This is a genomic window from Nocardioides sp. CF8 (assembly GCF_000389985.1).
In the GTDB taxonomy this organism is placed as follows: domain Bacteria; phylum Actinomycetota; class Actinomycetes; order Propionibacteriales; family Nocardioidaceae; genus Nocardioides; species Nocardioides allogilvus.
Genome location: NZ_CM001852.1, coordinates 3,687,679 through 3,703,347 on the forward strand (window position 1 = coordinate 3,687,679; position 15,669 = coordinate 3,703,347).

Sequence of the window (15,669 nt, forward strand, 5' to 3'; positions counted from 1 at the left end):
CGGGTCAGGCGACGTCCACCACGCGACGTACGAACGTGTCGAGATTGGCCTGCACGCGCTCGATGCGCGCCTCGGCGCTCAGGGTCTCGACCGGCTGCACGCGATCAGGCTGCTTGAGGCGGCGGGCGTAGAGCGAGCAGGCGAGGTCGGTGCACAGGTAGGTGCCGACGGTGTTGCCGTTGCGGCCCGAGGCGCCGGGGCGCGGCGCGACCATCAGTGCGACGTCGGTCGTGGAGTGCACCGTGCTGCACAGCGCGCACATGTTCTGACGACCGGTCGAGCGCCGGTCGGTGCTCAATCGCATGACCAGGCCCGTGACCCTCCCGCGCCACTCGGTCACGAGGTACGCCGCGGCTGGGGCGCCGGGGTCGCGCCAGCCGAGGAAGTCGAGGGTCTCCCACGCGGTGTCGGCGAGCCCGAGCGGGACACGCAGCCGCTTGGCCTCACCCTGCGAGCAGTTCACGAAGGACCTGCGGATCTCGGCCTCGGTCAGCGGGGTCATGGCTCCATGATCGCCCGAGACCACGGACGTCAGCGAGTCAGTTGCGCGACGTCCAGGATCCGCGAGAGCTTCTCGGGGTTGCGGACGGTGTAGATCCCGCACACGAGCCCCTCCTCGACCAGCATCGTCATCACCGAGTCGACCTCGCCGTCGAGGCGGACGAGGAGCGCCGGCCAGCCGTTGACCTGGACCAGCTCGCCCGTCATCACACCGACCACCGTCGGGAGTCCGGCGCTGAGCAGCCGGCCCACCTTGTCCGCCCCCAGGATCGGGCGCGGCAGCGCCTGCTTGATCCCGCCGCCGTCGCCGAGCATCACCACGTCCGGGGCGAGGATGTCGACGAGGCGTTGCAGGTCTCCGGTCTCGAGTGCGGTCCGGAAGGCCTCGAGCGCGGCCCGGGTGTCGGCCCGCGAGGTCGCCCCGCGCGGCCTGCGCTCTGCCACGTGGGCCCGTGCCCGGTGCGCGATCTGGCGCACCGCCGCCTCCGTCTTGCCGACCGCCTCGGCCAGCTCCTCGTAGCCCACGTCGAAGACGTCGTGCAGCAGGAAGACCGCCCGCTGGGTCGGCGTCAGCGTCTCGAGGACCAGCAGCATCGCGGTCGACAGGCTGTCGGCGAGCTCCACGTCCTCGGCCACGTCGGGGCTGGTCAGCAGCGGCTCCGGCAGCCACGGTCCGACGTACTCCTCACGCCGCCGTGCGACCGTCCGCATCTGGTCCAGCGCCTTGCGGGTGACGACCCGGACCAGGAAGGCGCGCGGGTCGCGGACCTCGGCCTGCTCGACGCGTCGCCACGCCAGCCAGGTCTCCTGCACGACGTCCTCGGCGTCGACCGCCGAGCCGAGCATCTCGTAGGCGACGGTGAACAGCAGGCTGCGGTGCGTGACGAACGGGTCCGGGCTCACGGAGGTCACGCCGCTCACGCTACGGGCTGGCTCGCGGTCGCGAGCGGTGCGAGCCCGCACGCCTCGGCGTACTGCTCGGAGTGGATGCCGAGGGCGATGTTGCCGCGGGCGCTGGAGTTCATGAAGCCGACCTTGGCGGTGAGCTCCACCAGGCCGGCCGGCCCGAGGTCGGCGAGGAGAGCCGCCGACATCTCGTCGGTGACGGTCACCGGGGTCTGGCACATGGCGACGGAATACTCCATCACCCGCCTCTCGAGCGGGGTGAAGACGGCGGACTCGCGCCAACGCGGCACCTCGCGGGCCTTGGCCTCGTCGAGGCCCTTGTTGTGGGACTGGAAGTAGCCGAGGTCGAGGCAGAAGCTGCAGCCGATCTCGGCGGCCGCGGCCATCGTCGCGAACGAGCTGATGTTGGGGTCGAGCTCGTGCCACTTCTCCGACTTGCGGCCGAACTTCATCGAGTCGTTGAAGACGGCCCGGTGGTGCCACATCACGCCCGCACCTGCGGGCACGCCGCCGAGCAGCTTCTTCATGGCGATCTTGAGCAGTCCGCCGTACAGACCGGTGATCTCGGCCGGGGGGACTCGGGTGCTGGTCATCACTGTCTCCTTGTCGTCGACGCGTCTTGTCGCGCGTTGGACATGAAGACGCCGACCGGGCGCGGGTTGTGACACCCGGCCCGGTCGGCGATGAGCAATCAGCTATGCAGGTCGAACCGGTCGAGCTCCATGACCTTCGTCCAGGCGGCAACGAAGTCACGCACGAACCGCGCGTCGTCGCTGGCGTAGACCTCGGCGACCGCGCGCAGCTCGGAGTTGGAGCTGAAGACGAGGTCGGCCCGGGTGCCGGTCCACGACTGGCCGGCCGCGCCGGTCCCGACGTAGGTGTCCTGGCCCTCGCCCGGGCGCCACGTCGTGCCGAGGTCGAGCAGGTTGACGAAGAAGTCATTGGTCAACGTGCCCGGCTTGTCGGTGAGCACGCCCGCCTGCGAACCGCCCGAGTTGGCGCCGAGCACCCGCAGCCCGCCCACTAGCACGGTCATCTCGGGGGCACTGAGGTTGAGCAGGTTGGCCTTGTCTACGAGGCGGTATTCGGCCGGCAGCTTGGAGTCGGCTGCCGCGTAGTTGCGGAACCCGTCGGCTTGGGGCTCGAGGTAGCCGAAGGACTCGACGTCAGTCTGCTCCTGGGTCGCGTCGCCTCGGCCACCGTGGAAGGGCACCTCGAGCGTGACTCCGGCGGCGGCCGCTGCCTGCTCGACGCCGACGTTGCCCGCGAGCACGACCGTGTCGGCGAAGGTGAGGCCGGAGTCGACCGCGATGGCCTCCAGCTTCTCGATCACCGGGGCCAGCTCGGCCGGGTCGTTGGCCGTCCAGCTGCGCTGCGGCTCGAGGCGGATGCGACCACCGTTGGCGCCACCCCGCTTGTCGGACTGGCGGAACGAGCCGGCGGCCGCCCACGCCGTCTTCACCAGCTGCGAGACGCTCAGGCCCGAGTCGGCGATCGCCTGCTTGGCGGCGGACACGGCCTCGTCGAGCGGGACCTGGACGGACGGGACGGGGTCCTGCCAGAGCAGCTCCTCGCTCGGGACCTCCGGGCCGAGGTAGCGCTCGAGGGGCCCCATGTCGCGGTGGGTCAGCTTGAACCACGCGCGGGCGAAGGCGTCGGCCAGCTGGTCGGGGTTCTCCAGGAAGCGGCGCGAGATCTTCTCGTAGGCCGGGTCCATCCGCAGCGACAGGTCGGTGGTGCACATCATCGGCTGGTGCGACTTGGACGGGTCGTGCGCGTCCGGGACGGTGCCGGCGCCGCCGCCGTTCTTCGGCGCCCACTGGTGGGCACCCGCGGGGCTCTTGACGAGCTCCCACTCGTGCTCGAAGAGGATCTCGAAGAAGCGGTTGTCCCACTGGGTCGGGGTGTCGGTCCAGGTCACCTCGATGCCGGAGGTGATCGTGTCACCGCCCTTGCCGGTGCCGTACTTGTTCAGCCAGCCGAGGCCGTTGGCCTCGAACGGCGCCGCCTCGGGCTCCGGGCCGACGTTCTCGCCCGGGTCGGCGGCACCGTGCGTCTTGCCGAAGGTGTGACCACCGGCGATGAGCGCGACGGTCTCCTCGTCGTTCATCGCCATCCGGGCGAAGGTCTCGCGGATGTCGGCGGCCGCGGCAATCGGGTCGGGGTGGCCGTTGGGGCCCTCGGGGTTGACGTAGATCAGGCCCATCTGGACCGCGGCGAGCGGCTTCTCGAGGTCGCGCTCACCGGTGTAGCGCTCGTCGCCGAGCCACGTGGTCTCGGGCCCCCAGTAGACGTCGTCGTCGGGCTCCCACGCGTCGATGCGACCGCCCGCGAAGCCGAACGTCTCGAAGCCCATCGACTCCAGCGCGACGTTGCCGGTGAGCACCATCAGGTCGGCCCACGAGAGGGCCTGGCCGTACTTCTTCTTCACCGGCCACAGCAGGCGGCGGGCCTTGTCGAGGTTGCCGTTGTCGGGCCAGGAGTTGATGGGGGCGAAGCGCTGCTGACCGGTGCCGGCGCCGCCACGGCCGTCCTGCACGCGGTAGGTGCCGGCGCTGTGCCACGCCATCCGGACCATCAGCGGGCCGTAGTGCCCGAAGTCGGCGGGCCACCAGTCCTGCGACGTGGTGAGCATCTGCTCGATGTCGCTCTTGACGGCTGCCAGGTCGAGGCCGCTGAAGGCCTCGGCGTAGTCGAAGTCCGCGCCCAGCGGGTTGGCCGTCGCGGGGTTCTTGGCCAGGATCTTGAGGTTGAGCCGCTCGGGCCACCACCCCTGGTTGGCGCTGCCCTGGGTCGGGTGCGCACCGTGCATCACGGGGCAGCCTCCGCCCGTGGACTCGTTCATCTCGCTCAGTTCGGTGCCGGCGTCGTTGGTCATGACTTCCTTCTCTCGTGGACGGGGTGGTCTGTGTGGATCAGGTCTGTGGTGAGCACTGGGCGCAGGTGCCCCAGAAGACGACTTCGGCCTCGTCGACGGCGAAGCCCGCGTCGTTGGCCGCGGTCAGGCAGGGTGCGCTGCCGACGACGCAGTCGACGTCGGCGACCGCGCCGCACGACCGGCACACCACGTGGTGGTGGTTGTCACCGACGCGCAGCTCGTAGCGCGCCGCGGAACCGGCCGGCTGGATGCGGCGTACGAGACCAGTGCGCGTCAGCGCGTCGAGGATGTCGTAGACAGCCTGGTGCGAGACCGACTCGAGCTCGGAGCGTACGGCGCCGAGCACCGTCGCAGTGTCCGCGTGCGGGCTCGCCTCGACCGCGCGGAGGACCGCCATCCGGGGCTGCGTCACCCGCAGGCCGGCGCCTCGCAGGAGGCTCTCGGCGGAGCGATCGAGAGGGGGCGTGGACACGGCGCCCACCCTGCTCCCTTTTCTTGAACGAGTCAAGTAAGGCTCGTCCGCTCCCTCCTCTTTTCTCGTCATGGTGCCGACCGGGCGATCGGCGTACGTTGCGAACTGGGCCCGGCCGGGGCCCCCTTTGCCCGCACGGCCTCGACCTGACTCAGCCGATCAAATCGACCGAGGAGGCAGAGGTGTTCATCCAGATCATTCAAGGCACGTGCACGCGGCAGGACGAGACTCATCAGCTGCTCGACGAGTGGCGACGTGACCTCTCGCCGGGGGCCACCGGCTGGCTCGGGGGGACCTACGGCTTCACCGACGACAACCAGATGATCGGGGTCGTCCGCTTCGACTCGCGTGAGTCGGCGATGGCCAACTCCGAGCGCGCCGAGCAGGGCGAGTGGGCCGGGCGCCTCAACGCCCTGATGGACGGTCCCATGGAGTTCCACGACTGCGACGACGTCACGCTGCTGATGGACGGCGGCTCGGACCAGGCGGGGTTCGTCCAGATCATCCGCGGCAAGGTCGACGACCCGAGCCGGCTCAAGGCGATGCTGGCCGACACCACGAGCCTGCACGAGATGCGACCGGAGATCCTCGGCGGGACGCTCGCGATCGAGCCGGACGGCACGTTCACCGAGACCGTCGCGTTCAGCTCCGAGGAAGCGGCACGTCGCGGCGAGATGCTCGATGCCCCGCCCGAGGTGCGCCGCGAGCTCGACTACGCGATGCAGGGCGCGACGTTCTACGACCTGCACAAGCCGTGGTTCGAGACCGCCTGAGCACCCACAGGGGGATTCCGGGCCCACGCTCGTCGCCGAGACGAGCGTGGGCCCGACGTGATGACTAGGCTCGTTGCCGACAATCGCCTCTCGGGAAGAGATCGCCATGGCCAAGAAGAAGGTCGTCCGGGTCGACACCGGCGCCGACGCCGCAGACAACGGACCCACCTGGAAGCCCACCCCTGAGGCGGAGGGCAGGGCCACCCGGCTGCGCCTGGTCGCCGCGCTGCTGTGGTCGCTCGCCATCGCCGGCGAGGTCTACGCGATCTTCGGGGTGCTGCGCGACACCCCCGTCAACATGGTGCTGCTGATCGGCCTGCTCGTCGTGATCGGCCTGCTGGCAGCAGGAGGTTCGCTGCTGTGGAAGAAGGCCAACCGCCTCGACCCGGCCTCGCGCCGCGACTCCGCGCGCTTCTTCGTCCAGAACCAGCTCGGCGCGATCATCACCGTCATCGCGTTCCTGCCGCTGATCGTGCTGATCCTGATGAACAAGGACATGAGCGGCAAGGAGAAGGCCCTGGCCGGCGGCATCGGCGTGCTCGTGATGATCGCCGCCACCGCCGTCGGCATCGACCTCGACGCGCCGTCGGTTGAGCAGTACACCGAGGAGTCCAACCAGGTCACCGACATCACGGGCCAGGACCTCGTCTACTGGACCAAGTCCGGCGAGGTCTTCCACCTCTGCGAGTCGGTCTCCGCGGTCAACCTGGAGTCGAAGGACAACACCATCTACTCCGGCACCGTCGCCGAGGCGCACGCCGCCGGCAAGGAGCGGCTCACCCTGCAGGTCGAGCAGGAGCGCAAGCAGTGCGGCTTCACCGTCGCCGAGGAGTCGGAGCCGACGGCGACGCCCTCCTAGGACCGATGGCGCTCGGACCCGACCGCGCACGCCTCGCCCGCGAGGCGCTGTCCGGCTATCCGAGCGGGCCGGACGCACCGCTGGTGGCCCGGAGTGCCGCGCTCGCCCGGGCCGAGAGCGCGCGCTCACTCGTGCTGGTCGAGGGCGTCAGCGACCAGGTCGCGCTCGAGACGCTGGCGGTCCGGCTGGACCTCGACCTCACCGCGGCGGGAGTCGTCGTGGTGCCGATGGGTGGCGCCCACGCCGTCGTCAGCCACCTCGTCCTCTTCGGCCCCCAAGGTGCCGACCTGGAGATCAGCGGGCTGTGCGACGAGGCCGAGGAGGAGTTCTTCCGCCGAGGCCTGGTCGCCGCCGGTCTCGGTACGCCGCAGTCCCGATCCGACATGGAGGCGCTCGGCTTCTTCGTCTGCGTCGAGGACCTCGAGGACGAGCTGATCCGGGCCTCCGGTCGTGACTCGATCGAGGCCCTGCTCGACTCGCAGGGCGACCGCGGCTCGTTCCAGACGCTGCAGAAGCAGCCGGCCTGGCGCGACGAGCCGTTCGAGGCGCAGATGCGGCGGTTCCTCGGGGCGGGCGCCTCGCGCAAGTCGCGCTATGCCGGGCTGCTCGTGGGCGCGCGCGCACTGGAGCGGGTGCCGGCACCGTTGCTCGGGGTGCTCGCCCGGGCGGCTCGGTGACCGCACAAGTGAGGCAGTTGGGCGACTGAGGCACCTCGTTGAGCGTGGAGTGGCGACGGTTGCGGTCGAACTGCCTCAGATGATCTGGCGGCCACTGGTGGCGGCCGGTGCTGCGGCGTCCCTAGTCTGAACCGCATGGGCCTCGTCACCGCCGATATGTCCGTCTCGCTCGACCTCGTGGGGGCCGGTCGGGACCAGTCGTTCGAGCACCCCTTCGGGCCGGACGTGGGCGAGCGCTTCCACACCTGGATGTTCGAGCACGGCGAGGACAGCGCCGACGAGATCGCGGGCATCCTGGACGCGGGCGCCTTCATCATGGGCCGGCACATGTTCGGGCCCGACCGCGGTGAGTGGGACCTCGACTGGCAGGGCTGGTGGGGGCCTGAACCGCCGTACCGCGGACCCGTCTTCGTGCTCTGCACCCGGCCGCGGGAACCGCTCGCGATGGAGGGCGGCACCACCTTCCACTTCGTCACCGACGGTCCGGATGCTGCGCTCGCGCTTGCGAAGAGCGCGGCCGGCGAGCGCAACGTCTCGATCGCGGGCGGGGTCAGCACCCTCAACGCCTACCTCGCGGCCGGTGTCGTCGACGAGCTCCGCCTCCACGTCGCCCCCTTCACGCTGGGCGACGGACTGCGGGTCTTCGACGAGGTGCCCGGCCTGGCGCTGGTGCCGGTCGCCAGCCGGACCACCCCGCACGTCACCCACCTCACCTATCGCCGCGCCTGACTGCCACGTGCGGCACCCTTCTCCCATGACTTCGACTGGCGACCGCCTCGCCGACTGGCTCGAGGGGCTCGACCTCGCCGCCCACCTGGGCGCCGCCGGGCTGCCGACCTTCACCCGCGATGCGCAGGGCGCGGCCGAGTGGACCGACCCGGCGACGACCGAGCCGATGACGGCCGAGCAGCTCGAGGCGCTCGACGCGATGCTGCACTCCACGGGCGAGGACCCGGCCCACGCCGTACCGATCTCGCTGCTGACCGTGGCCCGGCAGGCGCGGCTGCGAGAGGAGCTCCTCGGCACCCCGGCCTACGACTACGAGGGGCTGGCGCGCGTGCGCGGGACGTCGGTCGACGCGACCCGCTTCATGATCCACAAGACGGCGTCCGTGCACCGCCTGCTCGTGATCGGCGACCATCGCGACGTCATCGTCCCCGCCTTCCAGCTCACGCCGGAGGGCGAGCCGCGCGCCGATCTGGAGCCGGTGCTGATGCCCCTGCTCGCCGCCGGCATGGATCCGTGGAAGGCGTGGATCTGGCTCACCCAGCCGGCCGCGCTGCTCGGTGGGCTGGTGCCCGAGCGGGCTGCCGCCGATCCGGAGGATGCCGAGGTCGTCGCGCGCGCCGCCGTACGCCTGGCGGAGCGGGTGGCCGGCCCGAGCTGAGCCTCGGCGCGTTCGCCTGTCGTGGTCAGGCCTTGATGATGGCCTCCGCGAGCTCGACGGGACGGGTGAGGCACGCCGCGTGGACCTGGAAGTTCCTCCCGGATTCGGCCGCCTTCCTCGTCGCCCGAGGCCGCCGCTCGGAGGCCGAGGTCCTCGCCCGAAGTATGGCCTCACCCTGTCGGAGCTCGCCGACCGGTGGGGCTCGGAGGCCGTCGCCGTGGCGGCGTTCGGCTCCGCTGCGGTCTCCCTCTCGCTGTCGCCACGAAGCCCGGCGCGGGCCTGCTCATGCTCCTGATCGCGGTTGCGGGGTTCTGCACGGTCGGCACCCAGATCCTGGTCAACGGCTACGTCGCCACGCACTACCCGGGAGTGCGCGCGCCACCGCCCTGGGCTGGTCACTCGGCGTCGGCCGGATCGGCGCGATCGTCGGCCCGACGTACGGCGCCTGGCTGCTGACCTCCGGCAAGGGCCTGGAGTGGAAATTCTACGGCTTCGCCATCCCCGCCGTCATCGGCGCCGTCCTGATCGCGCTGGTGCCTGCGGTACGGCTCGCGGCCGCTCGATCCGACCCGGCGGGGCTCGCTCAGCCTGGAGCACTGACCCCCTGGCCGCTCCCCCGGCACATCGTGGCCCGGTCCGCTCAGCGGGCCGGGCCACGGTGTCTCCACTCCAGAGGTGGCCGCCGCTACGGCCTGGGAATGCGCGAGTCGAGGCTCCCCATCCAGCCCTGCAGGGTGGGCACGAGATCGTCGCCGAACGCCGTGTCCACGCCGAGGTAGCGCAGGCCGACCAGCACCATGGCGACACAGCCGAGCAGGAGTCCAACGGCGCGAGCGCCCGCCCGGCCACGTCGGGACGGCTGGTGCTGGCCAGGCCCACGAACCCGATCACGAAGCCGAGGGTCCCGGCGGCCAAGGCCAAGGCGTAGGTTTCCGGGAAGGGCGCAGCCGCGAGCGCGACCAGACCCAGCACGAAGGCGATCTCGGCGACGGCGGACGTGTGTACCCCACGGTCCGGGGATGCCGCCAGCAGCCTCTGGAGTCCGCCGTTCTCAGGGGGCATCGAATTTCGCCATGACCATTTCTAGGTCGCCGAGGGGTCGCGTGCGATGGTCTCGGGCGTCGTCACCAAACCGCAACGCGCGGCGCGACCGAGCCATTCGCCAGCGGCCCTTGCGCGGCGGAGCGCTGCTGTCAAGCAGGACGAGTTCTGGCCGCGCGCTGGACAGCTTGCCGACCTGCTCCGGCTGATCCAGCTCATCTCGCATGAGACACAGCCCTCGAGCCCCGAGGCCCGCGAAGTCATGCCTCACGATGGTGGGGGACCGGGACCACAGCTCGGCCAGCGGATGGTCTCGAACCCGACCTCACACGCCCGCCGGGTGGAGCCGCGTCCGCATCGCTCGGTGATGGGGTGACCCGCACACCTCCTCGACTCCGGCGCCTCGGCCGGCAAAGGAAGAGATTGAGTCTCACCATGTGGCGCCCGCGCACGAGCACACCAGTGGTGTCCGTACCTTTCACCCCGCTGCGCACAGCAGGGAAATCTCGGAAAGCAGGGGGACACGTGCACGCCAAGATCGAACAAGCAGCGCGACTTGGCCAGGAGCGGCTCGCTGAGGGGCGCGCCGTGGCGGGTTGGATCGGTGGGAGCCTGACTGCAGGCCTCGGCAACGACCGGTCCGATGTCGACCTCTTTCTCGTGGTCGATGGACAACTGCCACCCGTAGAGCAGGTTGTCCGCGATGGGGTGAGGATCGACGTCGAGTGCCGCGGGCCCGGTTATGTCGACGCACTCCTTACTGCGCTACGGAACGTTCCGGTGAACCGCGAACAGGGGCTCGATGATGTGCCGTCGCTGGGCCGGCTCGATGACGCGGCTCGGCTGCTGTACGCCTTGCCTGTGGACGAGCGGGGCGCCGCCTTCATCGAGGGCGCGCGCGAGGCTGTCGACGATCTGCGGAAGTGCCGCATCCTGCGCTCGTGCTCGATTATCTCCAGCAAGGCTGAAGACGTGCAGGGAAGCATCGAGGCCTCCGACTGGCGTCAAGCACTGGAGGTGTCGGGTCGCCTGCTACTTGAGGCGCTCGAGGCCTACACCGCTGGCTGCGGATTCACCTACGTCGGGCACAAGTGGTCGATGCGCAAGCTGAGTCAAACGGCCGACCATTCAGCCTTGCTGAGCCGTATCGATGCGCTGCTGTACAGCCCCTCTCCCGCGAGGTGGGAAGAACTCGTTGTGTCTCGCGTCCGCCTGGCACAGGAGTTGCTCGTCGCGGCCCTCTGCCTGGGCTGGGAAGCCCCCGAAGCAGCCTCATGGGGAGCCATGCTGGCGAACCATCACGCAGCGGAGCCAACCCCCGGCGGTGCGATCACCACGGACATCCAATGGGTGCCTATTCGCTACGGGGAAGATGTGCTGTTCGAGGGGCTAGACAAGACCCACCACGTGCAACTGTCCGTCCCCGGACTGCTGTTGTGGGGCCTCTGCGCGGCATTGGGAACGGAAGGAGCGGTCCAGGCCTTCCCGTTCCTTGGGAAAAGGTTCCTGCCCGAGCCACCATCCGCTGACGAGCTCAGGTCTTATATCGAGTCGATGGCCGACCGGGGACTGCTGACCGACTGAGCCGACTCCATCGATGTCCGTGTCGCACTCGGCGGCGCGATCCACCGAAGGAAGGAGGTTCAACCATGGGTTCCATCACCATCGTCAAGGCTGCCAAGCTCGCCAGCGCGTGAGCGCAAGCCCGGGGTCCCGCCTAGCGGGGCCCCGGGCCAACATCGACCGAAGAAGAACGTGAGCATTCCCACGATTCCCAGACGTCCGCCAGTCTCAATGCCTGGTGCACCTGCCCCGCTGCGGCCGGCGGCCCGGCTGATCATTGCCGGGTTCGCCGTCTCCTATGTCGGCACGGGCTTGGTGCTACCACTCAACGCGATTTTTCTCGCCTCGGTCCTCGACCACCCGGCCAGCGTGGTTTCGTCCTTCTACATCGTGCTGCCGCTCTCCGGGATGCTCGGTGGGCTCATCGCCGGACGCACGATCGATCGCACCGGAGCGCGCGCCGTCGGAACCGTAGGGTTCGTCCTGCAGGCCGCAGCGTGGGCGTCGATCCCTTACGCGACGACCGACACTGCCGTCCCTCTTGTCGCCGCGGTCGCCGGCCTGGGTACTGGGATCGCCGCCACCGCGCTCCGGGCACAACTGAGCCTGGCGACAGATCCCGATCAACGCGCCCGCGCTTTCGCCGTCCGCAACGTCGTGGTGAACCTGGGCGTGGCCGTGGGTGCCCTCGGGCTCGCCGGGCTCGCCACACTCGCGACCACCCCCTACACGCTGCTCTACTCGGCGAACGCGGCCTCGTTCCTCCTCTTCGCAGCGATCCTGCTAATGAGGGGAGGCGATTCCGGAGGCACCCAGAAGCGCAGTGCCCCCCGGGGCGCTCTCGACCGTCGAGTGCTCGCGGGCCTCGTCGGAAACGCGCTGACAGTGGCGTTCGCCCTGACTGTCGTCGAGTCGGTCTTGCCGCTGATGTGGCACGAACTCATGAGCGTCGGGCTTGCCACGGTGAGCGTCGTGGTCGCGATCGGGACCGTCGTGAGCGTCGGCGTGCAGCTTCCCCTCGAACGCACGATGCGGCACTGGAGTCCCCGCCGCCGCTTCGGCACCCACACGGTGGCTCTGCTGCTCGCATGGGCCATCGGTCTTGCGAGCACGGCAGCGTCCTCCGGCTCTGCTTCTCAGATTGCGTATCTGGTCATTCTCATCGTCGTTCTGGCCACCTCCGAATGCGTTTACCAAGCCGCATTTCAACCAAGACTCGCCGACATAGTCGCCCCGAGCCGTATCGGCTCTGCCAACGGCTGGGTCTCCGTGTCTTTCAACACCGGATCACTGATCGGTTCCGGTGGTGGAGTGGCCCTCGTTTTCTTGCTTCCATCGGCCGCTCACGGATTCGTCCTCCTGGCCCTCGGGGCCTGCGGGGCGGGGGCCGCACTCCAGGTGTTCGCCACCGAGTCCAAGGAGCAGAAGTGAAGAGTGAGAACAACGAGGCCGCGGCGATCGACCACTGGGGCCTAGACATCGGCGGCACGTCGTGGCGGCTGTGCAGGCGTACGGAGAACGTCATCGTGACGGCGGCTTCCGGATCCACGCACGTCGACCCTGCCAAAACGCTGGAGGACATCCGCTCGAGCCTGCGACTGCTGCGGCACCCGACGCGGTTGGGCTGTGCCTTCGCTGGTGGCGTCGACGATGCGGGTGTCGTCGACGGCTGGCCGAACCGGCCATCCTGGGTCGGCTTCTCCCTGCGGCGTGCCCTGATGGACGCATCAGGGGCCACCGTGCACATCGCCGACGACGGCGTCGCCGCTGCCCTCGCTGTTCAGCGGTTGCGGCTGGCCGGCGATCATGACGCCTACCTGGTGACAACCTGGGGCACTGGGCTGGGTGGCGCCGCGGTGGTCGGCGATCGAGTGCTCCGTCCCCAGCGCGCTGGCGGCCGAACGTTGGGTCATCTACCGGGCCTAGATCCTGTCCAGCGGTGTCGCTGCGGGTCATTCGGATGCCTACAAACGGCCTGGAGCCGGCTGGGCGACGACAACGAGACTTCCGGGCCTTGGGCAGAGGGGGTTGCGGTTGGTACCCGACTGGTTGAGTTGGCGCAGGCACTCGGTTTGCAGGCGCTCGTAGCGGTCGGTGGCCTCCTCGGGCGATCATGCGTTCGAGATCTCCTCCACGACGTCGCCAACCGCCGCGAGTTCCCGATCCTGATACCTCCGCAGCCGGAGTCCGTTCCTGGGATCGGCGCCACGTACATTGGGCAGGCGCCATGACTGACCGGGTTGTCGCCATACTCTTCGACCTGGACGGCACGCTCCTTGACAGCGAGGCCGTCGCCACCGCGGCGTTCGTCGAGGCCTACGAGCAGGCTGGCGGCGTTGGCACTGCCCCCACATCGGACTTCTTGGGTCTCGCCGGGCACCCATTTCCCGAAATCTGCAGGCTGCTCGGGCTGCCAGCCGGGATGGACGGGTTCTTCGTGCAGGCGGCTAGTCGACGCTCCGGCAGTTTGCGGCTGTTCCCGTGGGTCGACTCCATGCTGGAGACCTTGACGGCTCGCGGCGCCCGGCTGGGCATCGTGACCGGAAAGGACCGCGCCCGCACACGTGAGGCACTGAGGCTCACCGGGTTGGACCGGCACGTCGAGACGGTGATCACGCCTGACGATGGACTGCCGGGCAAGCCCGCCGCCGCGCCGGTTCTTGAGGCCGCTCGCCAACTGGGGGCCGCCCGCGCGATCTTTGTCGGCGATTCTCCGGCGGACGTCCTTGCAGGCCGCGCCGCCGGCGCAGTGACAATCGCCTGCACTTGGGGCGCGGCAGGCGCCGAGCGGCTGTTCGAGGTCGGACCAGACCACCTCATCAGCGATCCCCACGATCTACTGCCCCTACTCCAGAAGATCGCAAGCACCCTGATCACCTCCGACGATCCGCCACCATACGGATGAAGGGAAACCCATGACCGAGGCCAAATCGTCACCCATCCCGGCCGCCGTGGCGCGCATTCCGGGTTCCAAGTCCCTGACCAACCGGGCGCTCGTATTGGCAGCTTGCGCAATTGGGACGACCACTGTGCGGAGGCCGCTGATCTCTGAGGACACCCTCGCGTTTGCCGAGGCATTGCGGACGATGGGCACTCGTGTCGATCGCGCTGAAGACAGTTGGACAGTCGAAGGAACGAGCGGCGACTTTGCATCCCTCGGCACAGTGTGGTGCGCGGACGCCGGGACGGCCGCGCGGTTCCTGCCGCCTGTCGCAGGTCTCGTGCCACGAGGCTTCTCGTTCGACGGTAGCGATCAACTCCGGCGACGGCCGCTAGGCCCGCTCCTGGGTGCTCTGCGAAGCCTTGGTGCGGAGGTCTGGCCGACCGACGGCCACGGACTGCCCATCAGCGTCAAGGGTGCGCCGCAACAGCTCTCGGGACCTCGGGAGATCGAGTTGCCCAGCGGACTCAGCAGCCAGTTCGTCTCAGGGCTGCTGATGGCCGCGCCACTTGCCCGGGGCCTGACGCTGCGCACCTCCGACTTGGTCAGCCGCCCGTATGTGGACATGTCCATAACGCTGATGGCCGACTTCGGGGTGTTGGTCGATGAGCCCGAGCCCGGAGTCTTCGTAGTGCCGGATCAGCCGCTTCGCTCGCCCGGCGTGTTTGCCGTGGAGCCGGACGCGTCAACCGCTTCCTATGTCTTCGCTGGCGCCGCGCTAACGCGCAGAGCAATCCGCGTCGACGGCCTGGGCCGCAACAGCCTTCAAGGCGACCTCGCGTTCGTCGACGTGCTGGCGCAAATGGGCTGTTCCGTCGCGATCGGCGATCACACCACTTCTGTGACCGGTGCCCAACTCCCGCTGCGAGGAGGCTTCACCGTAGACATGGGAGAGATCTCCGACACGTTCATGACGGCCGCATGCCTCGCCCCCTTTGCAGATGCGCCCATTCGGATCACCGGCGTCGCTCACGCCCGTCTCAAGGAATCTGACCGGATAGCCGCGGTCGCCACGAACCTTCGCGCCGCAGGGGTACGGGTCGATGAGGGCGATTCGTGGCTGGAGATCCACCCCGGTCGGCCACAGCCGGCGCGGATTGATTGCCACCGCGACCACCGCATCGCGATGTCGTTCTCCGTTCTCGGGCTTCGGGCCGATGGCATCATGCTCGATGATCCCGCCTGCGTGGGCAAGACTTTCCCGGGCTTTTTCGAGGAGTTTGACCGACTCTTCAGGGACCCGTCGTGAGGCGGGACATCCTGCTGGTCGGCACCGGCGAAATCGCACGTCGGGTGCACCTGCCGGTCCTCGTAGCCAGTTCCAACGTCGGACATGTCGCGGTGACCGACACGGATCCTCGGATGGCGGAGGCCGCCGCTGCCCAGTGGGGCGTCGACATCCACCGGGGCCCGCTCGAGGAGAGCTCCGCTGACATGGTGGTCGTCTGCACCCCTCCGGCTACTCACGCATCCCTTGCCCTCCGAGCGCTGCACGCCGGCAAGGACGTTGTCGTTGAGAAGCCACTGGCCACCAGCGGCGCGGACGCGCGGGAGGTGCGGCGCACTGCCGACCGGTTGGGGCGAGCCCTGCATGTCTGCCACACCCCTGCCTATCGCCGAGACGTCATCGCCGTGCTGAATCTTGAATCGCCCCGGGTTTCGTGGAGGCTC

General features: G+C 69.3%; 16 protein-coding genes. 11 read left to right on the plus strand and 5 right to left on the minus strand.

Going from position 1 to position 15,669, the window contains the following annotated elements:
- Nucleotides 1-4 precede the first annotated feature (4 nt).
- From CF8_RS17965 to CF8_RS17985, 5 genes are all read right to left on the minus strand, one after another.
- Nucleotides 5-502 (minus strand): FBP domain-containing protein, encoded by a 498-nt coding sequence (locus CF8_RS17965; protein WP_036491387.1) that lies wholly within the window; start codon nucleotides 500-502, stop codon nucleotides 5-7.
- Nucleotides 503-531: 29 nt separating this feature from the next.
- A complete protein-coding gene (locus tag CF8_RS17970) occupies nucleotides 532-1,422 on the minus strand; it encodes an RNA polymerase sigma-70 factor (RefSeq protein WP_010834525.1) in 891 nt (296 codons plus the stop codon).
- Entirely contained in the window at nucleotides 1,419-2,000 is a 582-nt protein-coding gene (locus CF8_RS17975) for a carboxymuconolactone decarboxylase family protein (protein ID WP_198016877.1), read from the minus strand. The genes CF8_RS17970 and CF8_RS17975 overlap by 4 nt, the downstream gene beginning before the upstream one ends.
- Before the next feature lie 98 nt (nucleotides 2,001-2,098).
- Nucleotides 2,099-4,285 (minus strand): catalase/peroxidase HPI, encoded by a 2,187-nt coding sequence (katG, locus tag CF8_RS17980; protein WP_010834527.1) that lies wholly within the window; start codon nucleotides 4,283-4,285, stop codon nucleotides 2,099-2,101.
- 37 nt (nucleotides 4,286-4,322) lie between these two features.
- Nucleotides 4,323-4,757, minus strand: coding sequence for a Fur family transcriptional regulator (locus tag CF8_RS17985; protein WP_036493565.1), 435 nt, complete (start codon nucleotides 4,755-4,757; stop codon nucleotides 4,323-4,325).
- A gap of 182 nt (nucleotides 4,758-4,939) precedes the next feature.
- Here CF8_RS17985 and CF8_RS17990 point away from each other — a divergent pair, with 182 nt between their 5' ends.
- The 11 genes from CF8_RS17990 to CF8_RS18040 form a co-directional block, all read left to right on the plus strand.
- Nucleotides 4,940-5,530, plus strand: a complete 591-nt coding sequence (locus CF8_RS17990; RefSeq protein ID WP_010834529.1) for a hypothetical protein — start codon at nucleotides 4,940-4,942, stop codon at nucleotides 5,528-5,530.
- Nucleotides 5,531-5,636: 106 nt separating this feature from the next.
- Nucleotides 5,637-6,389, plus strand: a complete 753-nt coding sequence (locus tag CF8_RS17995; protein ID WP_010834530.1) for a hypothetical protein — start codon at nucleotides 5,637-5,639, stop codon at nucleotides 6,387-6,389.
- A 5-nt stretch (nucleotides 6,390-6,394) separates the two neighbouring features.
- Nucleotides 6,395-7,066 (plus strand): TOPRIM nucleotidyl transferase/hydrolase domain-containing protein, encoded by a 672-nt coding sequence (locus CF8_RS18000; protein ID WP_010834531.1) that lies wholly within the window; start codon nucleotides 6,395-6,397, stop codon nucleotides 7,064-7,066.
- Between the two features lie 135 nt (nucleotides 7,067-7,201).
- Nucleotides 7,202-7,795, plus strand: a complete 594-nt coding sequence (locus CF8_RS18005) for a dihydrofolate reductase family protein (RefSeq protein WP_010834532.1) — start codon at nucleotides 7,202-7,204, stop codon at nucleotides 7,793-7,795.
- Between the two features lie 25 nt (nucleotides 7,796-7,820).
- Nucleotides 7,821-8,453, plus strand: coding sequence for a hypothetical protein (locus CF8_RS18010; protein ID WP_010834533.1), 633 nt, complete (start codon nucleotides 7,821-7,823; stop codon nucleotides 8,451-8,453).
- 1,566 nt (nucleotides 8,454-10,019) lie between these two features.
- Nucleotides 10,020-11,078, plus strand: coding sequence for a hypothetical protein (locus CF8_RS18015; protein ID WP_156887262.1), 1,059 nt, complete (start codon nucleotides 10,020-10,022; stop codon nucleotides 11,076-11,078).
- Nucleotides 11,079-11,249: 171 nt separating this feature from the next.
- Entirely contained in the window at nucleotides 11,250-12,488 is a 1,239-nt protein-coding gene (locus CF8_RS18020) for an MFS transporter (protein WP_156887263.1), read from the plus strand.
- The gene (locus CF8_RS21200) at nucleotides 12,485-13,288 is read left to right on the plus strand and encodes an ROK family protein (RefSeq protein WP_010834536.1); all 804 of its coding nucleotides are present in this window, start codon (nucleotides 12,485-12,487) and stop codon (nucleotides 13,286-13,288) included. The genes CF8_RS18020 and CF8_RS21200 overlap by 4 nt, the downstream gene beginning before the upstream one ends.
- Nucleotides 13,285-13,962, plus strand: a complete 678-nt coding sequence (locus tag CF8_RS18030; protein WP_010834537.1) for an HAD family hydrolase — start codon at nucleotides 13,285-13,287, stop codon at nucleotides 13,960-13,962. Before CF8_RS21200 ends, CF8_RS18030 begins: the two co-directional genes overlap by 4 nt.
- A 10-nt stretch (nucleotides 13,963-13,972) precedes the next feature.
- A complete protein-coding gene (gene aroA / locus CF8_RS18035; protein ID WP_198016878.1) occupies nucleotides 13,973-15,247 on the plus strand; it encodes a 3-phosphoshikimate 1-carboxyvinyltransferase in 1,275 nt (424 codons plus the stop codon).
- A partial coding sequence (locus CF8_RS18040; protein WP_198016879.1) for a Gfo/Idh/MocA family protein occupies nucleotides 15,244-15,669 on the plus strand: 426 nt, incomplete at its 3' end. The genes aroA and CF8_RS18040, both read left to right, overlap by 4 nt.